The organism is Burkholderia sp. Ac-20384, assembly GCF_017104605.1.
GTDB lineage: Bacteria > Pseudomonadota > Gammaproteobacteria > Burkholderiales > Burkholderiaceae > Burkholderia > Burkholderia lata.
This window is the reverse complement of record NZ_JAAGPE010000009.1, coordinates 1-17,999: the sequence shown is the minus strand read 5'-3', so window position 1 is coordinate 17,999 and position 17,999 is coordinate 1. Positions and strand designations below refer to the sequence as shown.

Below are 17,999 nucleotides of genomic sequence, written 5' to 3'. Positions count from 1 at the left end.
AACATGCCGCTTTCCAACGCCCAACTCGCTCAAACCATCGATCACACGTTGCTCGCGCCCGACGCGAGCGACGCGCAGATCCGCGAACTCTGCCGCCAGGCGGCCGAGCATCGCTTTTACTCGGTCTGCGTGAATTCGGCGAACGTGCCGCTCGCCGCGCGCGAGCTGGCCGCTACCGGCGTGCTCGTCTGTGCCGTGGTCGGTTTTCCGCTCGGCGCGGGGCTGTCGGCCGCCAAGGCATTTGAAGCCACCGCCGCGATCGCGGCAGGCGCCGGCGAGATCGACATGGTGATCAACATCGGCGCGCTGAAGAGCGGCCGCGCCGACGACGTGAAGGCCGACATCGACGCCGTGCACCGCGCATGCGGCGCAGTGCCGCTCAAGGTGATCCTCGAAACGGGGCTGCTGACCGACGACGAGAAGGTGCGTGTGTGCGAGATGTGCCGCGATCTCGGCGTCGCGTTCGTGAAGACGTCGACCGGATTCGGCCACGGCGGCGCGACGCTCGCGGATGTCGCGCTGATGCGCCGCACGGTCGGCCCCGTGCTCGGCGTCAAGGCATCGGGCGGCGTGCGCGACCGCGCGGCCGCGCTGGCGATGATCGAAGCCGGCGCGACGCGGCTCGGCACGAGCTCGGGGGTGGCGATCGTGACCGATCAGGATGGGAGCGCGTCGGCGTATTGACGGACGCCGCAGGCCGCCGACGGATTCCCGAACGCGGCTGCAGTGGTACGCTTGGCACTCCCGCGCGCCGGTTCGCGCGCCCCTCGCTCCCCCGTCCGATGAGAACGCTCTCCGTCTGGTTGAGATCCGGGATCCTGCTCGCGATCGGCATTGCGGTCGTGCTGTGGGGCGGCTTCACGTTGGCCGATGGCGTGATCCTGCGGCGCGCGCAGGCATGGCCGCATGTGCCGGCGACCGTCGAGCAATGCGCAGCGACGCTGCAATACGGCCGGCATTCCGCGTACTGGGAAGTCAGCGCGCGGTTCCGCTACGGAGACGGGCGTGAATATGTCAGCGCATGGCAGCCCGCCGATGGTCTGACCGACGAGCACGATCCAACGCCTGCGCGCACCGATGCGCAGACGGCCGCTTATTGCGGCGCGGCCGCGCAGGACGGGCTGCGTGTGTCACCCGCGTTTCCCGGCATCGCGCGCCTCAACAGCGCCGCGATGTCGGACGAATGGGAATTCAAGCTGATGCTGGGCGCGGCGCTGCTGCTGGTCGGACTGGTCAACGGCTTTACCGGCTTCTGGCTGCTGCGGCACGGCGACCCGCCACCGCGCCGCCTGTTTTCGCGAGAGTAGCGCGGCGGTCGATGCGTGCGGCTCCTCGACGGTCCGATGAAAACGCGCTTCTTCCGGTCGAGCACCGGCATCCTGCTCACGACGGGTAAAAACGACATGAACGTCTCGACAAGCAATCTGAACGCGCTCCCCGACATCGCCGGCCTGATGCGCCTGACGCAGTCGCTTGCGATCCTTGATGCTGTCTTGTCGCCGGAATGGGAATACCGGTACTACTCGTTCAACCAGGCCTGGGCAGACGGGGAGAAGATGGCGTCGATGCGCAACGGCTCCGGGGATCAGTGGTTTGCGATCTTCTCCGCCGCGGGCGCCGCCCTCCACGGCGTGCTGCGCGACGCGCCGATGTACCGGCCGGGCAACCCCTGGCCGGCCATTTTCAGCGGCCTGCCCGAAGCCTTTCACGCCAACCTGCTGCACGAACCAGCATTTACCACCCAAGACAGCACGTTCTGCATCTGGCGCCTTGCCGATGAAACGCGCTGGTCCTGCGGGCCGGTCGAATCGTCCGCGGCTGATGACCCGGATGGCTCCGCCCGATTGCTCGGCATACTTGCCGGACGGCCCGAGCAGTACGTCGAATTCGCCGCCGACTACTACGAGTGCGACATCGATCCGCGCGACGTTGCGGCCGTGTATCGCCACGAACCGCTTGCCGCCGGGCTCGTCCGGCGGCTCAATCCCGAATGCGATTTCGCGTCCCTGCAAGACGATCTCGCCGAGATCGGTTATCCGTGGTCCATCTCGGACGATCGCTAGCGCAAGACAAACGCCACACCGGGACATCGTCTCGTCGACAGGGAGCCAGCATGGCCAATCGATCCTATCTCTATAGCCTCGGCAACCGGCCGACATCGTATGAAGATCGTCCCGAGACGATTTCCGGGCTGTCGGAATGGGCGTACGACGTGCCGTTCATGTATCGGTTGCTGATGTCGTGCGACCCGCGGCCGTGCGCTTCGCTGATCTCGGATGGTCTCGACGGCACGAAAATGCCGCTTCATGCGATCAGCAGCCCGTTCGCGCCCGGATTCGAGCGCGTCAGGCATTTCGTCGCAATCCTGAGGGTACTGATCGAATCGCACGCGGTGCCGACGCCTGCCGCTCCACCGCCGGAAACCCCGGGGAAATCGACGCTCGTGGACCGGATGCGGCGCTGGGTGGGTGTGGCGCCCGCTCCGGTGGAATCCAGACCGGCACACATGCCGACACCGGCAGTGACACACGCTGCGGTCGACCATTTGCGCGAGTGGCTGGACGAGACCCTCGCCTTTCTCGAACAGCATCGCGACCCGTACCTGCTGCTCGAAACCATCGAACTCGACCTGATGTCCGAAAGCGATCCGGATGCATTGCGCGCACTCGTCGACGCAGAGATCGGCCGCTGCCGTCACGTGGGCGCAGCCTTCGAAGCGTTGCCGGGCAATATCACGGAGGCGGCAGGCATCCTGCAACGCGCCGCAGCCGAACGGAGCCCCGCGCCGCTGGATGCCTTTTTCGGCCTGCGTTTCGATGACAACTGCGACAGCACGCGCACCGGCGATACCGATCATCCGCTGGGTCTTGAATGGAACGACGTGCTGTACTTCGAGCTGTTCAATCGCGAGCAATTCGAGGCTCACCGGAGTCAGCCGGACTGACGAACCGACCGCCATCCTGTGGAGAACGTTGGCAGATGGCATCGCGAGCGTCAGGATGCTCCGCCGTACCGTCAGCGCTCGACGGATCGACGCCGTCCTACGGCCCGGAGCCGGTGTCGATCGTCCCCGGCGCGAGCCGCCCGCGCGCCAGTTTTCCGATCGCGTTCCGCGGCAATGCTTCAACCACCGTCCAGCGCGTCGGGCGCATATAGGCGGGCAGCACACTCGCAATATCGGACGCCCCGATTTCGTGACCCGGCCGCAGCACGAACCACGCAACGATGCGCTGCCCGCCGTCCTCGGCGGCAAGCCCGGCCACCGCGACATCGATGACCTGACGCAGCGTCATCAATCGATCCTCGACCTGCTGCGGGTAGATGTTTTCGCCGCCGACGATCAGCATGTCGTCCATCCTCCCCAGCAAATGGAGCCGCCCGGCGTCGTCTCGCCACCCTTTGTCTCCGGTCGCGAAGGTATGCACGGATACCGGGGGCACGCGCGCATGATCGTACCCGTCGAAGACCAGCGGCCCCGTCACGACCACTTCGCCGATCTTCCCCGGGCCCAGCGTGTCGCCTGCATTCCCTCGAATGACAACCTCCGTCCCGTGGACGGGGTATCCGACGCTGTCGGGCGCGTCACGCAGATCCCGCGGGTCCGCGATCGTGATCAGGCCCGCTTCCGTGCTCCCGTAAAGGTTGTAGAGCACCTCGCCCCAGCGGCCGGACGTTTCCTCGATCAAGCGCGTGGGCATCGGCGCCGATCCCGACACGATGCGCTCGATCGCGGCAGGCGGATCGTGCAGTGATGCGTCCAGCATGCGGCGCAGTAAAGTCGGCACCACGACGACGTTCGTTGCCTGCGTGCGCCTGGCGATTGCCCACAACCGGCTGCCGTCGGTATGACGCGTGAGCGCCACCGGACACCGAAGCGCCAGGCCCAACGCCAGCGCCGCGATGCCGTAGCCGTGAAACAGCGGTACCGCGATCAGCGTGCGCGCCCCGGTTCGCAACGACAGCCGCGACACCAGGCTGTACACGATTCCGGCGACCTGCTTCACGGACAGCGCGCGGCGCACGCCTTTCGCGGCACCGGTCGTGCCGGAGGTCAGCACGATCAACGCGCCCGGCCTGCGCCGGCCGAGCCGCACGGAGGGCGTCGAGGCGATCAATCCCGGCAGATTCGGACCGGCATCGCCCACCTCACGATCCGCGGACGCTTCGCTCCATAGCACCCGACCACGAAAACCGGCCTCCTTGACGTGTGCTTCGTATTCCGGATCGACGACGAGCGTGCCGACATCGTGACCGTCGAGCGCCGCCGCCAGCTGACGCCCGTCGAATCGCGTGCTCAACAGAACGACGTCGGCACCCAGTCTCATCGACGCGAGCAACGCGATGACGAAGCCGCCGTGGTTCCGGCACATCAATCCGATTCGGTCGCGGCGCCGCAAGCCCATGCCGTCGAGCACGGTCGCCAGCGCGTCGACGTCGAGCACGAGCTCCCGCCAGCTCCATTGGCGCCGATCGTCGGTCAGCGCGGCTTCGTCGGGCGCGAGATCTTTCCAGAGCGCCGCGAGCACATACATCGACCATCCGTGCCTGACGCCCAGCAGGATGACACGCAACCCCAGCGCGACCGGCGCGGGCAGGCCGCTGACGCGCAGCGCTCGCCATACCCAGCGCACCGCCGTCAGGCAGTCACGCATCGCGCTTCCCCGATGCATGCTGCGACGTGTTTCTCCGATGCAGTGCCGCGAGCATCCAGTCGACAGGATGACGAAACAGAATCGCGAGCCATTCGCATGGCCAGAGCCACCACGGCGCAACGCGCCGCCGGCGCGACACCAGCGCGTAGGCCAGTACGCCAGCCGCCTGCTCGGCAGACATGCCCGGTACGCGCTCGAACACGGCGCTGGGCGCGCTCATCGGCGTATGGACCAACGGCAGATAGACCGATCCGAGATCGACGCCGTTGGCGCACAGCTCGCCCGCCACCGACTGAAACCACATGTCGAACGCGCTCTTGCTACTCTGGTAGGCCGCCCAGTAAGGCGTCGCGGGGAGCCGGGCCGATACCGTGGACACGTTGACGACCTGCCCCGCGCCGCGCGCCATCATCAGCGGAAGAATCCGGCTCAGCAACGCGACCGGCGCGACATGGTTGATCTGGTTGCAGCGCAGCGCATCGCGCAACAATTGCTCGCCGTCGGTCACGCGTCGGCGAATCGATTTCCCGGCGTTGCTGATCATCACGTCGATCGCCGGAACCTCGGCTTCGATCCGGTCGCCCAGTGCATGCACCTGGCTCATCTCCGCGAAATCGACGCAGTAGTAGTGCACGCTTGCCCCTTTCGCCGTTGCCTGCCTGCAGACATCGGCCAGTCGCGCTTCGTTGCGCGCGACCAGAAGCAGCCGTACGCCGGGCTGTGCGAGCAGGCGCGCGGCAGCCGCACCGATCCCGGAAGACGCGCCGGTGATCAGAATGGTCTTTCCCGCCAGCATGCGCCGCAATCGTGCTTCGTCCACACAGGTTCGGGGGCAAAGCCAGCTCGGCATGGGCGGTCGCGACATGATGCTGATTCATCCTCGAATGAAATACGTCGGCCAGAAAAATGCGAAGTCGATCGCCTCGGTCAACGACGGACTGCCATCGACTTCGCCCGTTCTGAAAACGGTCATTGCGTCCAGAATTCCCACATGCATGCCGCCTTGTCCACTCCAATACCCGATCGGCCCAGGGCGGATGCATGTCGCGTTCTCGCGTTACCCCCCACCTTCATCGAAAGCCGCCTCCCATCCGGAATCGCCGAAACAGCGTGACGCGTCGGCGCAGCCGTTCGTTGCCGATATCGGTATTCGCCGAACGCCAGCCAGCGGAACGACAGCCCGCCAGCACCGGCTACCCGCACGGCATCGAGGCGGCGTCATCGGCCTTGTGCACAATGAACGACCCGTGAACGACCTGTGGTCGGCCCTCCCGAACGAAGGTCGCGTTGAAATCGACTTGCCACGCACCTTCGCCGGCAGCCCGGACATCGTAACGACCTTTGGCGCCGAGCTCGCATCCGTTCGAGTCGCACAGATAGACGCGGGCTTGCCCGCGATCGGCACGAGCGGCCTCCGACGCGCTGACGACTTCGGCTTCCGAAGCATCGGGCACGGTCAATCGCACGCTTCGTCCGTCCTTCGCGGTCGACGTGATGACCGGCAGCGGCGCATCGTTGGAGCCGCACGTGTGACCGATCAGGCCGTCCGGCCAGACGTCCCGCGTGTCGCGATCGGAACACCCGCATGCCAGGACGGAGATCGCGGCGATCAGGGGCCACGCCAGGAAGCGAGGCCCGACCGGCCGTGCGCCGTTGACGCTTGAATCGAATCGTCGTCCTGACCGATCGGATATCGGACGCTTCATGTCGGTTTCTCCGGGCTGGGAGACGTACGAAAGGCGCGGCGGTCGCCGCCGCAGGCAGCGTTCGAGTCGGCGCCGCGGCAACGCCGGCATGACGATCACGCAGTCGCGTTCCATTGCTTTGCCAGTTCGGCAGCCAACGCGGTCCAGCTTGCCGGATCGGCCAGCAGTTCGTCCAGGAACGCCAGTTCTCCGCGAAACCGGAACGGGCATGCCGGCGCGTCTGCAACCAGCACGCGGCTGTACGAGACCGCTGCTGCCGGCAGCATCGCCGCTAGCGCGTCGCTCGCGACCGCATGCTTGCGGCGGGCAAGGGCCACGATGCCGACCGGCAATAGCGGCAAGCCGGCCAACTCGCCGTAGCGAACCCGCGCCCAGCCGGAACGACGAAACGTTGCGACGACCTTGCCGAACGGTGTAGCCGGATCACGGTCGCCCGCGTGAAGGGCGAGTAGTGTTCCGACCAGCGCCTGGTCGAATGTCCCGCTCTCGGCAAGCACGCGATCGGTGAACCCGCCCCATGCCGCCGGCCGGGGCAAGCCGTGCTCGATCGCGGCCATCAGCTTCGTCACCAGCACCACCATGCCTTCGACCGCCGGCGTTTCGTCGGGATCACCCCAGTCATCCGCGGCAGGCACCTGAACCCGATAGGTCGCTTCATCGCCGGCCGCCAGCGCCACCAACGGATCGGTGAAACACGCTTTCAGGCCGAATGGCGCATTCGCAAGCGCGGTCAAAGTCGAGATGCGCACGTAGGCGGACAACAAAGCGCGAAACCGGACCGGCTCCTGATTCCAGGCCGCCGTCACGATCGGTGCCAGGTCCTTGCCCATGCCCTGCAGATTCAACAGCCGCCACGCCTGCGGCGTCAGGGCCGCAATGAAACCCGGCCGGCCGTTCGCATAGCGGCCTCCGCCCCGGGGAATCTGCGCGAGATGCCTTTCCAGTCCGGCCAGCCATTCATCGATTGAAACGTCGTTCATCAGCAGGCGATCCCGTTGAATTCGGCTGAACAGGCAGGCTCCCGGCCAACCCCGTCGGCAGCGGGAACCACGCGTGCCGCCGGGCCGGTTGCGAGCGCCTGCCGACCATGCCGGACTAGTTTTTCAGAAAATGCGGTTCCAGCTCGTCGATGTTTTTCGTCCACGAGTGAATGTCCGCAAGGAGCGGATCGGGAAAGGGCAGGATGTCCTGAGACTCCGACGGCGTGGATACCCATTTCTGCCCGTCCCAATGAAAATCGGCCTGTGTTTCGGACGTACCCGCCTGACTGATCACCAGCAAGGTACAGGCGACCTGATCCTTGTAGCGTGGATTCAGCGCCGGTTTGCAGGTTCCGAGCGCGACGCGGCCCTGCTCCTCCGCGACCATCTCGATCTCTGCGCGAAGGGCGGCCGTCGCCTCCTTGTTCGTGAGCCGGGTCGCCGGCAGATCGGCACGACAGGCCACGTAAGCGAGGGTCATCGCCGCAAGAACAGCGCGCTTCACGACAAGATGGGTCATAGACGTCGTCCAGAAAAAACCGATTGCGACGGATTCCATCGACTCGAAACGATCTGCTTCGAGCAGTGGACCTTGTACCGCCAGTGACACGATCCTCGAGTGATCGCGGTCAAAGGCCGCGCGATCACGACACCGGATCTCCACGCATCGGGAAGTCGCCGGCGCAGCGTTCGCGCGTCTTTCCCGAGCGGCTCACCGGACAGGATGCATCGTGTTTTGCGACGCCTCCGCCTTTCCGAAAATACGGCTTGCCAGGAGACTCGAGACAAACGCGATCAACACCGCCAACCCGAACCGGATGGGATAGATGCTGACCAGCTCGCCTGAAACGAGCGCCCAGTCCGACGTGCCGATCGTCATCGTGAATTCGACGACGAACACGATCACCGCAACCACGTTGCAAACCAGTATCACGCGCCGCGTCGATTTGACGACACGACCGAGCGCGAATGCACAAACGAACCACGCACCCACCACCGAGGCAATCAAAGGCATCGCCGTCGGAATATTGATGGACGCGTCGCTCGTATTGCGTGAGACGTTCTTCAGTGCAGCCCATATCAGATCGGTCGACAGGATCCAGATGAACGGCACGAGGAACGAGAGGCCCAGAATCAGGGTTCGCGCGATCCAGGAGTCGTGCACCCTCGCGACGAGGGTATTGATCGATTGCATTCATTCTCCGGAAGGTTGCCTGCCTGCGGGTGTCGCCGCGCGTTCATCTCCAATGCGAGCGAGACGGGCGAGCGCACGTCGCGCGGCCTGCGACTTCGGATCGAGCGCAACCGCGCGCCACAGATAGCTCCGCGTGTCGTAGGCATTCGCACGGACGCCGTCGCCCGACTGATGGGCCAGACCGAGATACAGACAGCTTTCGGCGTCGTTCAGTATGCAGCCCCGATAGAACAGCTGTGCCGCGGTTTTCGGGTCACGCGCGCCGATTTTCCGGCCGAGTCGAAGTTTCCCGAGATTGCTGCACGATTCGCCGTCGTCGTGATCGCATGCGGTCTGGTAGTAAGTCGCCGCCCGCTTCAGATCACGCCGGACGCCTTGCCCCGTGTGGTATATCACCCCGAGGTTGAAACAGCCGAGCGAATCGCCGTCGCTGCATGCCTCCCTGAACAACGCGATTGCACGCTGGCGATCCCGGTGCACGCCGATCCCTTTCATATAGGCCGCCCCGAGATTCGCGCACCCCGTCATACGGCCTGCTCGGCACGCCTTGTCGAATAATTGCACGGCTCGCCTGCCGTCCCGCACCACCCCCTGGCCGAGGACATAAGCCAGGCCGAGATTCGAACACTCCGTGTCGTCGAGGTCGCAGGCCGATCTGAAGTTTATCGCTGCGGCGAACCAGTCCAGTTGCACACCGTCACCTTTCTGGAGCATGAGCCCCATTCGAATGCAGTTCGAGGCATTCGACTGGTCGCAGCCTTTCGCGTAAAAGTCCGCTGCATGCAGGAGGTTGTCGGTCGCGGCCGCGGCATAGCCCAAACCGGCCTTCTCGCAACTGTCCGGATCGGTCGCGTGACACGCGTCGACGAGCTGCGCCAGCGACTTCTGCGAAGAGGCAGACGATGACGAGACGTCGCTGGCCTTCGCGCCGGTTTCATCCTTTTCGTGCGGGTGGACCGGGTTATCGCGTACCGCTTCCTCTTTCGTTTGCAGTCCGACCGATGTCTCGACGCTCGCCGGTGCGGCGGCCTGCCCTCCGGCCTGACATGCCGTCAGGCAGAGGATCGCTAATACGGCGAGATAGCTTTTCATATGTTTCGCGATTCCTGCCCGGCAGGCAGCCGGATTTTGTTGCTTCGATCAACGGGCATGGCGTGTGCTGATGCGCGTTGACAGGCTACTTCCCCAGCAGCTTGCCACGCGCGGCCTTGAACAGGCCGACCAGCCCCAGCCGCCCGCCGGGCAGCGCCAGCAGCTCCTTGTCCAGTTCCTTGCGCTGCGTCTCGCTCAATTGCCGCGGCGGCAGGATCAACAATTCCCGGTACATCGCCACGGCCTTCTCGGGTGCCCCTGCGGGCGCATAGGTGCGGGCCAGGCTGATACGCGCCCTGATCAGTTGCGCGTTGATCTGCTCGTCGGTCTCGCCGCTGCACGCCTGAAGCAGCCGCTCGCACGGACGCACCGCGTCGGCATGGCGGCCCAGCTTGCGCAGCAGGATGCCGAGGTTGACCGCCGACTTCGCGGCCTGCAGCCTGAGGTTCGCCTCCCCGGCGGACAGGTAGCCGTCGAGCACCTGGCGATAGCCGGCCAGCGCGGATTCCGGATCGCGGTCCGCCAGCGTGCAGGCTTTTCCGAACATCGCACTGGCCACGCGCAAACGCAGATAGGCCACGTCCGCATGCCGCCAGCGTTCGATGATCTGCGCATAGACCTCCAGTTCTTCGTCGTGACGACCCAGCTTGTCCAGGTCGACCGCCTTGTTCGACATGGCCAGCGCCACGTCTTTCTCGGCCGTCGTCGACAGGTCGGTGCCGTAGCGTGCGATCACCTCGTCGTTGACGGCCAGCGATGCCTCGCGCTGGTTCAAACGCGCATAGCAGAACGCCTTGTTGGTCATCGCATTCCGGCACAGGCGCCGCAACTCGGGATGCAGCGATTCGACGTGCTGCGTCAGGATCTGGTCGTACAGGGCGATCGCGTCGCGATACTTGTCTTCGTCCCGCAGGGCGTCGGCGCGGTCGAGCGTTCCGGCGATCGCGTCGCGCTGTGCAGGCGTCAGGTCTTCGTACTGTTCGCCATAGTTCACGGCCACGCCGCGATCCTGCAAACGATTGAGGCAGGTCAGCCGGCTGGCGGCGCCCTTCGCCACGCTGTCCCGCAGCTTGCCACCGGTGGCGTTCGCAAAGCGCGCCATCAGCGCGTCGTACACCGGCAGCGCTGCTTCGGGACGATCCAGCCCATTCAGGAGCAGATAGGCCTTGTTCAGATACGCACTGGCCACGCGCGGCTCGATCGCCGGTGCCGGATCGGCCGCGAAGCGGTTCAGCAGCAGGTCGTAGCTCGCGATGGCCTCGTGCGGATGAGCACGTTCGCGCTGGTGAACCGCGAGGCTGTACAGCGCATCGGCCACCATCGACCGGGCGGATGCATCGTCGTCCGCATGAAAGCGTTGGTCCAGCGCGTGCACAGCCTGCGCGTATTCCTGCTCGGCCGGCTCGAGCGGCACCGACTGGCCGAACGGTGTGTCGTCGTCCTTCGGCGGAGTGGCCTCTGCAAGGATGTCGATGCGCAGGTCCATCGCACGCGCCACGGCCCGGCGCAACGGTTTGTCGAACCCGGCTTTCCCCAATTCGACCACGTCATCCAGAAGGTCCGGCACCAGCGACAACGCATCGAGCGCCTCGTCCGGCCGCTGCATTTGACGCAGCAGACGACCGCGCTCGATCTGCACGTTCACGCGCAGCCTGCTCAATACCGGATCCGTTTCTCCGGTCGACGCATCGGCCGGCAGAAGCGCGAATGTCTCCAGCGCTTGCCTGGGTCGTCCCAGTGCACGCAAGGCCCAGGATTTGAGCAGCAGGACACGAACCAGTTGCGGCGATGCGGCCTGCATCGGTCCGGAGCGCTGCAGATGCTGCAACAACCGCTCCGCCTCATCGAGCACTTGCCCCGGACGGTCCCGGGCCTCGAGCCGCTCCAGCATCGCATCGATCAATTCGGCCTGCACCGCCGCATCGGAATGGTCGCGATAACGCGTCCATTGTTCGTCTGCAACCTTGTCGGCCCGTTCCAGATGGTCATCCTGATCGTGTTGATCGTCCTCGTCCGCCCCGGCATCGCTCAACCGGCGCAACGCGCGCGCCTTATGACGCAAGGCCTGATTGACGCGCAGCACCACGAAGCCATCGTCGCTTTCGGCGTGATCGAGAATCAACGCATCGCATGCGTCGATCCACGCATTGAGGTGATCGGCGTCATTGCCCGCCTCGTCGGCCGCTTCCTCGGCCCACGCTATCGCGTCGGATCGGGCCAGAACATGCGTTTGCCGGATCTCCGGACAGGTGCTGCGCGCATACCCGGCCAGCAGCGCGCGCTGCTCGGATCGGGCTTCTTCATCGCGATGCAGCACCTTGAGCAAACGCGAGCGCATATGCAATGCGTCGGCCGCCACCTCCTGCGCGCCCGGATCCTCCGCCTCGGAGAAGTCGGCCCGCACCGCCGAAAGCTCGCTCAGCGCCTCGTCGTCGTAGTCGAGTTCACTCAGCATGCGGGCCCGGCGCAAGCGGATGCGGCCAACCAGCGCACGCGTCGCGGGCCACTCGTCCGCGCCGAACCGCTCGGCCAGGCGCTGTGCGTGACGCACCATGTCCACGCGCGCGAAGGTTTCGTCCAGCGCGGTACGAATCCTGATCTCCTCCAGCCCGGCATACGCCACCCACTCGCGCACCGCCAGCGCCCGTGTATGCTCGAAGCGTGCCTGCACCGACTCGGCAATCTCCAGGGCCCGAAGCAGCTCGCTCTGCCGCGCCAACGCGACGACCTTGCGGCAGGCGGCCTGGACCAGCCAGGGCCATGCACTCTCCGGCGTGTCCGCGCCCTGGTCGAAATAGCGCGTGAAGGCGTCGACTTCGGCCACCGCATCGACATTTCGCTCCAGCGTTTCCAGCGCCTCGATCTTGCGCAGCCAAGCAGCGGCCAGGTGCTCCTGCAATTCGACCGGTGCCGCGGCAACCGCCGGCGCAGCCTGCAGCAGGCGAACGCACACTGCTTCCGCTTCAACCCGCGCCTTCTCTGCGCTGTCTTCCGTCATGCGCATACCGCCTCCTCAGCACCGCATTTCACACGGCACGGTCCGAACGACCCGAGTGCGGACCCCGACGCGTCGCCACAACGCGTGTGGGTGCCGCGAAGTCGTCTGTTGTCCGTATCGTCGATACCGTCATCACCACACCATGACTCGTGATCGATGGCTCACCGACATCGCGATCCGGCCAGGGCCTGCGCACCCGCATTCTCTACTTTGTCGATGCGTATGACGAATTAGTTACGATTCAGCCATATATCGGAGCTTTGATCGGGTCAATATGTCGACTCATTAAGCAATGTGGTTATCGGCCATGCTCGCATTGCGAGGGCACACGCCCCCTCGCAGAACCCGACGGCATCGAAAAACCGGCTGTGGCAGTACCGAGGCGCCCGGTGCGGTTCAATCACGGACCGACATCGACTCGGCATGAAGCGTACATACGGACAGGATGGCGTGCTTCGAATCTCGACGACCTCGATCGTCGCGTCGTCATTCTTCTTCGGCTCCGCGTTGCGCGTCGCGCGGGGGCCAATGCACGACGGCCGGGCTTCGAGTCCGTTGCCGGTCAATCAATCGCCCGCCCCCACCCCGGCGATCCGTTCGCGCAGCCGCGGCGCCACGAAATCGAGAAACGCGCGCAGCTTCAGCGGCATCGGCGCCTGCCCCTTGTGCACCAGGCTGACCGGCAGCGGCTGCGATTCGAACGCGTCGAGCACCACGTCCAGCGTGCGATCGCGCAGCGCCTGCGCAACCTGATACGACAGCACGCGGATCAGCCCGACACCGAGCACCGCGGCATCGATGGCCGCCTCGGCCGTATTGACCGCGAAGCGCGAATGCACGGGCACCGTCAGCTCGCCCTTCTCGCCGTCGAATACCCACGCGCGCCGCGACGCCAGCACCTCGAACGTGATGCATTGATGCCGCGCGAGGTCGGTGGGTTCGGTGGGGATGCCATGCGCCGCCAGATACGCCGGGCTTGCGCAGATCACGCGGCGCACGCTGCCGACGCGGGTCGCCATGAAGCTGCTGTCGGGCAACTCGCCGATCCGCAGCGCGACGTCGATCTGCTCTTCCATCAGGTGGGTAACGCGATCGGTCAGCACCAGCCGCACGTCGATCTCGGGATAGTGGGCGAGGAACGCAGCCAGCACCGGCACGATATGCAGACGCCCGAACACGATCGGCGCGGTGACGATCAGCTCGCCGCGCGGCGCCGCATATTCGCCGGTAGCGGCACGCTCGGTTTCCGCGATGTCGTCGAGGATGCGCCGGCAACCGGCGACATACGACTCTCCGGCCTCGGTCAGCGACAGTTGCCGCGTGGTGCGATGCAGCAGACGCGTATTCAGGTAGGACTCGAGATCCGCGATCTTGCGGCTCACGGTCGCCAGCGGAATGCCGAGCTGGCGCGCGGCGGCCGACATGCTGCCGGCATCGATCACCGCCACCAGCAGGGACATCGACTCCAGGCGGTTCATATTGCCTCTCGAATTTCGGAAAGATGATTCCAGATTCTGGTGGATTATCTTTGTGAGTGCAAGGCAGTACGCTTCTTTCACCACGTCCCGCCAGCCGCCTCCGCTGCCCGCGGTGGCGGATTGCCATGAAAGGAGCCTACCGTGAACGAATTCCCTGTCGCATCGGGCATGCCGCCCATCGCGTCACCCACCGTGTCACCCACCGCAGCGCCACCCGCCGCCGCGTCGCGCGGCAAGATCGTCGCGATGGCCGCCATCGCCGGCGCGGTCGTGACCAACATCTATTGCACGCAGCCGATCCTGCCGCTGATCGCGCAGGACCTGCAGGTCGCCCCGGCGGCGGCCGACCTCGTGGCCGGCGCGGCGCTGCTCGGCTTCGCGACCGGGCTGGCGCTGCTGCTGCCGCTCGGCGATCGCTACGACCGGCGCAAGCTGGTGCTGGGCCAGATCGTGCTGGCCTTCGCGTTCGCGGTGGCGTCCGCGCTCGCGCCGGGTGTATGGGCGCTGATCGGTGCCGCGTTCTCGCTCGGTGTGGTCAGCTGCGTGCCGCAGCAACTGGTGCCGTTCGCGGCCGTGATGTCCGCACCCGATGAACGCGGGCGCAACGTCGGTACGGTCGTCACCGGCATCATGGTCGGTATCCTGCTGGGCCGCGCGGTCAGCGGCCTGATCGCCGCGCACGCCGGGTGGCGTGCGGTGTATGCCGTCGAAGCCGCCGCGATGGTGCCGGTGGGGATCGCCGCCGCGTGGTTGCTGCCGCGCGGCGTGCCAAGCACCACGCTGTCGTATGGCCGGCTGCTCGCGTCGCTGTGGACACTGGCGCGCGCACATCGCCCGATCCGCGAATCGATGATCGTGCAGGCGCTGCTGTGGGCCGCGTTCAATGCGTTCTGGGTCAATCTCGCCGCGCTGCTCGCCGACGGCCCGTGGCATCTCGGCAGCGCGTGGGCCGGCGGCTTCGGCCTCATTGGCGCGGCAGGCGCACTGGCCGCCACGATCGGCGGCCGGGCATCGGACCGGATCGGCACGCGGCGCGTGATCGGCCTGGGCATCGCGATCGTGACGGTGTCCTACCTGATCCTCGCCGGCGCCGGCAGCTCGCTCGCGCTGCTCGTGATCGGCGTGGTGGTGCTCGACATCGGCGTGCAGGCCGGCCTGGTCGCGAACCAGACGCGCGCGTTCGCCGCCGATCCGAAGGCACAGGGGCGCATCAACAGCCTTTACATGACCGCGACCTTCGTCGGTGGCGCACTCGGCGCAACCATCAGCGGTGCGCTGATGGCGCGCTTCGGCTGGCACGGCGTGGTCGCGTTCGGCATCGCGGCCGGGCTGGCCGCGGCGCTCGTGCATCTCTGCGGGGAACGGCGCTGAGCCGGCACGCGCCATGATCGACGTCACGCTTGCCCACAAGGCGCTTGCGCATCCGTTCCGGCGAGAGGTACTGCGTTGGCTCAAGTCGCCGGATACGTCGTTACCGGACGCCGCACGACTCCGCTCGCAACACGGCGTGCCGCTTTCGTCGATCGTGGTACGCAGCGGGTTGTCGCAATCGACCGTATCGGCACACATCGCCGTGATGCGCGAGGCCGGCCTGATCGTCGCGACGCAGGTCGGCCAGTGGCTATTCGTCACCCGCGACGAAACGGCCATTGCCACGTTCATCGCCCGTATCGCCAGCGAACTCTGATCCGCCGCAGCCGGCCGCGGGCTCGCCACGCACCGGCACGTATCCCGTCGCCCTTTTCCCATCGCCAGACATGCGCGCCGTACGGGAATCCGTCGGCGCTTTTTTACGCGCTTATCCTCCCGATTTTCGAGAGGATGATTCCAGAATCAGACCAATTATCGGCAAATCATGAAGGATGTATCGTGCTTTCACGGTAGCGGTTTCGTGAACGCCACCCGCCAGACCCCACAGGATCCGAACCCATTCGACACATCAGACATCATGAACACCGTTTCCTTGCCGGCCATCGCCACGGCGCCTCCGGCCCAGGCCAGCGCCGCCGCGCCGCCCATCCTGACGCCGCGCCTTGCGACCGGCCTCGCCGGCATGCTCGTCGCATCGTTGCTGGCCATCCTCAACGAACAGGTCACTGCCGCCGCGATGGCCGACATCCGTGGCGCGTTCTCCATCGGACACGACGATGGCAGCTGGCTGACCGCACTGTTCGAGGGTGCCAACGTCGCGACCATGGTGTTCGCGCCGTGGTTCGGCGTCACCTTCACGCTGAAGCGCTTCACGATCGGCGCGGTGCTGGCGACGCTGATGCTGGGCGTGCTGTGCCCGTTCGCGCCGGGCTTCGCCGCGCTGACCGTGCTGCGCGTCATGCAGGGCATCGCCGGCGGCTGCCTGCCGCCGATGCTCATCATCGCAGCGCTTCGCTACCTGCCGCCGAAAGCGAAGCTGTACGGGCTCGCAGGCTATGCGATGACGGCGACCTTCGGGCCGGCGCTCGGCACCCCGCTCGCCGCGCTGTGGACCGAGTTCGCCGACTGGCGCATGGTGTTCTGGCAAATCGTGCCGCTCGGCATCGCTTGCTGCGCGGCGATCGCCTACGGCCTGCCCGCCGATACACCGAAGCCCGAGCGGTTGCGCGCGTTCAACTGGTCCGGATTCCTTACCGGATTTCCCGCGGTGGCGATGCTCGTCGTCGCGCTGCTTCAGGCCGACCGGCTCGACGGCTTCGAGTCGGCGACGATCCGCGCACTGACGGCCGGCGGCCTGACCCTGCTCGCCGCCTTCCTCGTCAACGAATGGTTTCATCCTCTGCCGTTCTTCCGGCTGCAACTGCTGGCGCGCCGCAACTTCACGCACGGACTGCTCACGCTGGCCGGCGCGGTCGTGCTGCTGACCGCGGTGGTCGCGATACCGGGCCACCATCTTGCCGGCGTGCACGGCTACCGGCCGCTGCAGACCACGCCGCTGTCGCTGCTGGTCGCCGTGCCGCTGCTGCTCAGCCTGCCGCTGACGGCTGCGCTCCTGAACCTGCGGTGGGTCGATTCGCGCTGGGTGCTGGCCACCGGCTGCCTGCTGATGGCGCTCACCTGCGTCGCGGGCAGCCGGATTACGGCCGAGTGGATCCGCGACGACTTCTACTGGCTCCAGTCGCTCCAGATCGTCGCGCAACCGATGCTGATCCTGCCGATCCTGATGGGCGTCACCACCGGCTTGCCGCCCGCCGAAGGGCCGTTCGCGTCGGCCATGTTCAATTCCCTGAAAACCTTTTCGGCAGCGCTGGCCACTGGCCTGCTCGAAACATGGGGCACGGCCCGCGAACACCTGCATTCGAACCGGCTGGTGGACCAGCTCGGCAACCGGGCGCAGTTGAGCGCCGGGGCCATGCTCGACAACGCAACCGGCCTCGCCCCGCTCGCGCACCGGCTGCACGAGCAGGCACTGGTGCTGGCCTCGGCCGACCTGTACCGGCTGGCCGCCTGCGTCGCGTTCGGCCTGCTGCTGCTCGTGCCGCTGCTGCCGGTGCGGATCGCACCGCCGTGGGCCCCGCAACCTCCTTCCTCGCACTGAGAGACGATCGCCATGTCATCCGCCATCTCCCCCAAGCACAAGGCGCTTGCCGCCGCCGCGCTCGTGATCGCCGTCGGTGTCGCGGCCTGCGCCGGCACGCACCGCCTCATCGATTCGCATACCGAAGCGACTGACGACGCGTACATCGCGGCCGACTTCACCCTCGTCGCACCGCGCGTCGCCGGGCCGCTCGTCGAGGTCCTCGTCGACGACAACCAGCACGTGCGGGCCGGCCAGCTGCTGCTGCGCATCGACGACCGCGACTTTCGCGCCGCGCTGACGAGCGCGCAGGCCGACGTGGAAGCCGCCCGCGCGGCGGTGGCCAACGACGAGGCCGAGATCGCGCGCCAGCCGGCGCTCGTCGACCAA

17 protein-coding genes are annotated in these 17,999 nt (G+C 66.3%); 8 read left to right on the top strand and 9 right to left on the bottom strand.

The features are described from left to right. The first annotated feature begins 3 nt into the window (after positions 1–3). The 4 genes from deoC to G3O00_RS03285 all read left to right on the top strand — a co-directional run bounded on the left by deoC (position 4) and on the right by G3O00_RS03285 (position 2,944). A complete protein-coding gene (gene deoC / locus G3O00_RS03300) occupies positions 4–684 on the top strand; it encodes a deoxyribose-phosphate aldolase (protein WP_174930057.1) in 681 nt (226 codons plus the stop codon). A 98-nt stretch (positions 685–782) separates the two neighbouring features. Continuing rightward, entirely contained in the window at positions 783–1,307 is a 525-nt protein-coding gene (locus tag G3O00_RS03295) for a DUF3592 domain-containing protein (RefSeq protein ID WP_206142039.1), read from the top strand. A 36-nt stretch (positions 1,308–1,343) separates the two neighbouring features. Further along, positions 1,344–2,063: a hypothetical protein gene (locus tag G3O00_RS03290; RefSeq protein WP_206142038.1), complete on the top strand. Its 720-nt coding sequence runs from the start codon at positions 1,344–1,346 to the stop codon at positions 2,061–2,063. Next, on the top strand, positions 2,039–2,944 hold the full coding sequence (locus tag G3O00_RS03285) for a hypothetical protein (RefSeq protein ID WP_206142037.1): 906 nt from the start codon (positions 2,039–2,041) through the stop codon (positions 2,942–2,944). Before G3O00_RS03290 ends, G3O00_RS03285 begins: the two co-directional genes overlap by 25 nt. Before the next feature lie 97 nt (positions 2,945–3,041). Here the strand turns inward: G3O00_RS03285 and G3O00_RS03280 are convergent, their stop codons facing one another. From G3O00_RS03280 to G3O00_RS03240, 9 genes are all read right to left on the bottom strand, one after another. Next, positions 3,042–4,652: an AMP-binding protein gene (locus G3O00_RS03280; protein ID WP_206142036.1), complete on the bottom strand. Its 1,611-nt coding sequence runs from the start codon at positions 4,650–4,652 to the stop codon at positions 3,042–3,044. Further along, positions 4,645–5,448, bottom strand: a complete 804-nt coding sequence (locus G3O00_RS03275; protein WP_206142035.1) for an SDR family NAD(P)-dependent oxidoreductase — start codon at positions 5,446–5,448, stop codon at positions 4,645–4,647. Before G3O00_RS03275 ends, G3O00_RS03280 begins: the two co-directional genes overlap by 8 nt. 397 nt (positions 5,449–5,845) lie before the next feature. Then, positions 5,846–6,472 (bottom strand): hypothetical protein, encoded by a 627-nt coding sequence (locus G3O00_RS03270; protein WP_206142034.1) that lies wholly within the window; start codon positions 6,470–6,472, stop codon positions 5,846–5,848. After that, a complete protein-coding gene (locus G3O00_RS03265) occupies positions 6,454–7,338 on the bottom strand; it encodes a hypothetical protein (RefSeq protein WP_206142033.1) in 885 nt (294 codons plus the stop codon). Before G3O00_RS03265 ends, G3O00_RS03270 begins: the two co-directional genes overlap by 19 nt. A 115-nt stretch (positions 7,339–7,453) precedes the next feature. Then, positions 7,454–7,858: a hypothetical protein gene (locus G3O00_RS03260; RefSeq protein WP_206142032.1), complete on the bottom strand. Its 405-nt coding sequence runs from the start codon at positions 7,856–7,858 to the stop codon at positions 7,454–7,456. A 192-nt stretch (positions 7,859–8,050) separates the two neighbouring features. Then, positions 8,051–8,533 (bottom strand): hypothetical protein, encoded by a 483-nt coding sequence (locus G3O00_RS03255; protein ID WP_206142031.1) that lies wholly within the window; start codon positions 8,531–8,533, stop codon positions 8,051–8,053. Beyond that, positions 8,534–9,625, bottom strand: a complete 1,092-nt coding sequence (locus tag G3O00_RS03250; RefSeq protein WP_206142030.1) for a tetratricopeptide repeat protein — start codon at positions 9,623–9,625, stop codon at positions 8,534–8,536. It abuts the gene before it with no gap. An 85-nt stretch (positions 9,626–9,710) separates the two neighbouring features. Further along, positions 9,711–12,623, bottom strand: coding sequence for a hypothetical protein (locus G3O00_RS03245; RefSeq protein WP_206142029.1), 2,913 nt, complete (start codon positions 12,621–12,623; stop codon positions 9,711–9,713). A gap of 566 nt (positions 12,624–13,189) precedes the next feature. Beyond that, a complete protein-coding gene (locus tag G3O00_RS03240; RefSeq protein WP_206142028.1) occupies positions 13,190–14,101 on the bottom strand; it encodes a LysR family transcriptional regulator in 912 nt (303 codons plus the stop codon). Positions 14,102–14,269: 168 nt separating this feature from the next. Here G3O00_RS03240 and G3O00_RS03235 point away from each other — a divergent pair, with 168 nt between their 5' ends. From G3O00_RS03235 to G3O00_RS03220, 4 genes are all read left to right on the top strand, one after another. After that, positions 14,270–15,472 carry an MFS transporter gene (locus G3O00_RS03235; RefSeq protein ID WP_206142081.1) on the top strand — a complete coding sequence of 401 codons (1,203 nt, stop codon included), beginning with the start codon at positions 14,270–14,272 and terminating at the stop codon, positions 15,470–15,472. A 13-nt stretch (positions 15,473–15,485) separates the two neighbouring features. After that, positions 15,486–15,788 carry a helix-turn-helix domain-containing protein gene (locus G3O00_RS03230; protein ID WP_174930045.1) on the top strand — a complete coding sequence of 101 codons (303 nt, stop codon included), beginning with the start codon at positions 15,486–15,488 and terminating at the stop codon, positions 15,786–15,788. 261 nt (positions 15,789–16,049) lie between these two features. After that, complete coding sequence (locus tag G3O00_RS03225; RefSeq protein WP_206142027.1) at positions 16,050–17,630, top strand: MFS transporter; 1,581 nt, start codon at positions 16,050–16,052, stop codon at positions 17,628–17,630. Positions 17,631–17,642: 12 nt separating this feature from the next. After that, positions 17,643–17,999, top strand: a 357-nt coding sequence (locus G3O00_RS03220; protein WP_206142026.1) for a biotin/lipoyl-binding protein, incomplete at its 3' end; no start/stop codon positions are given.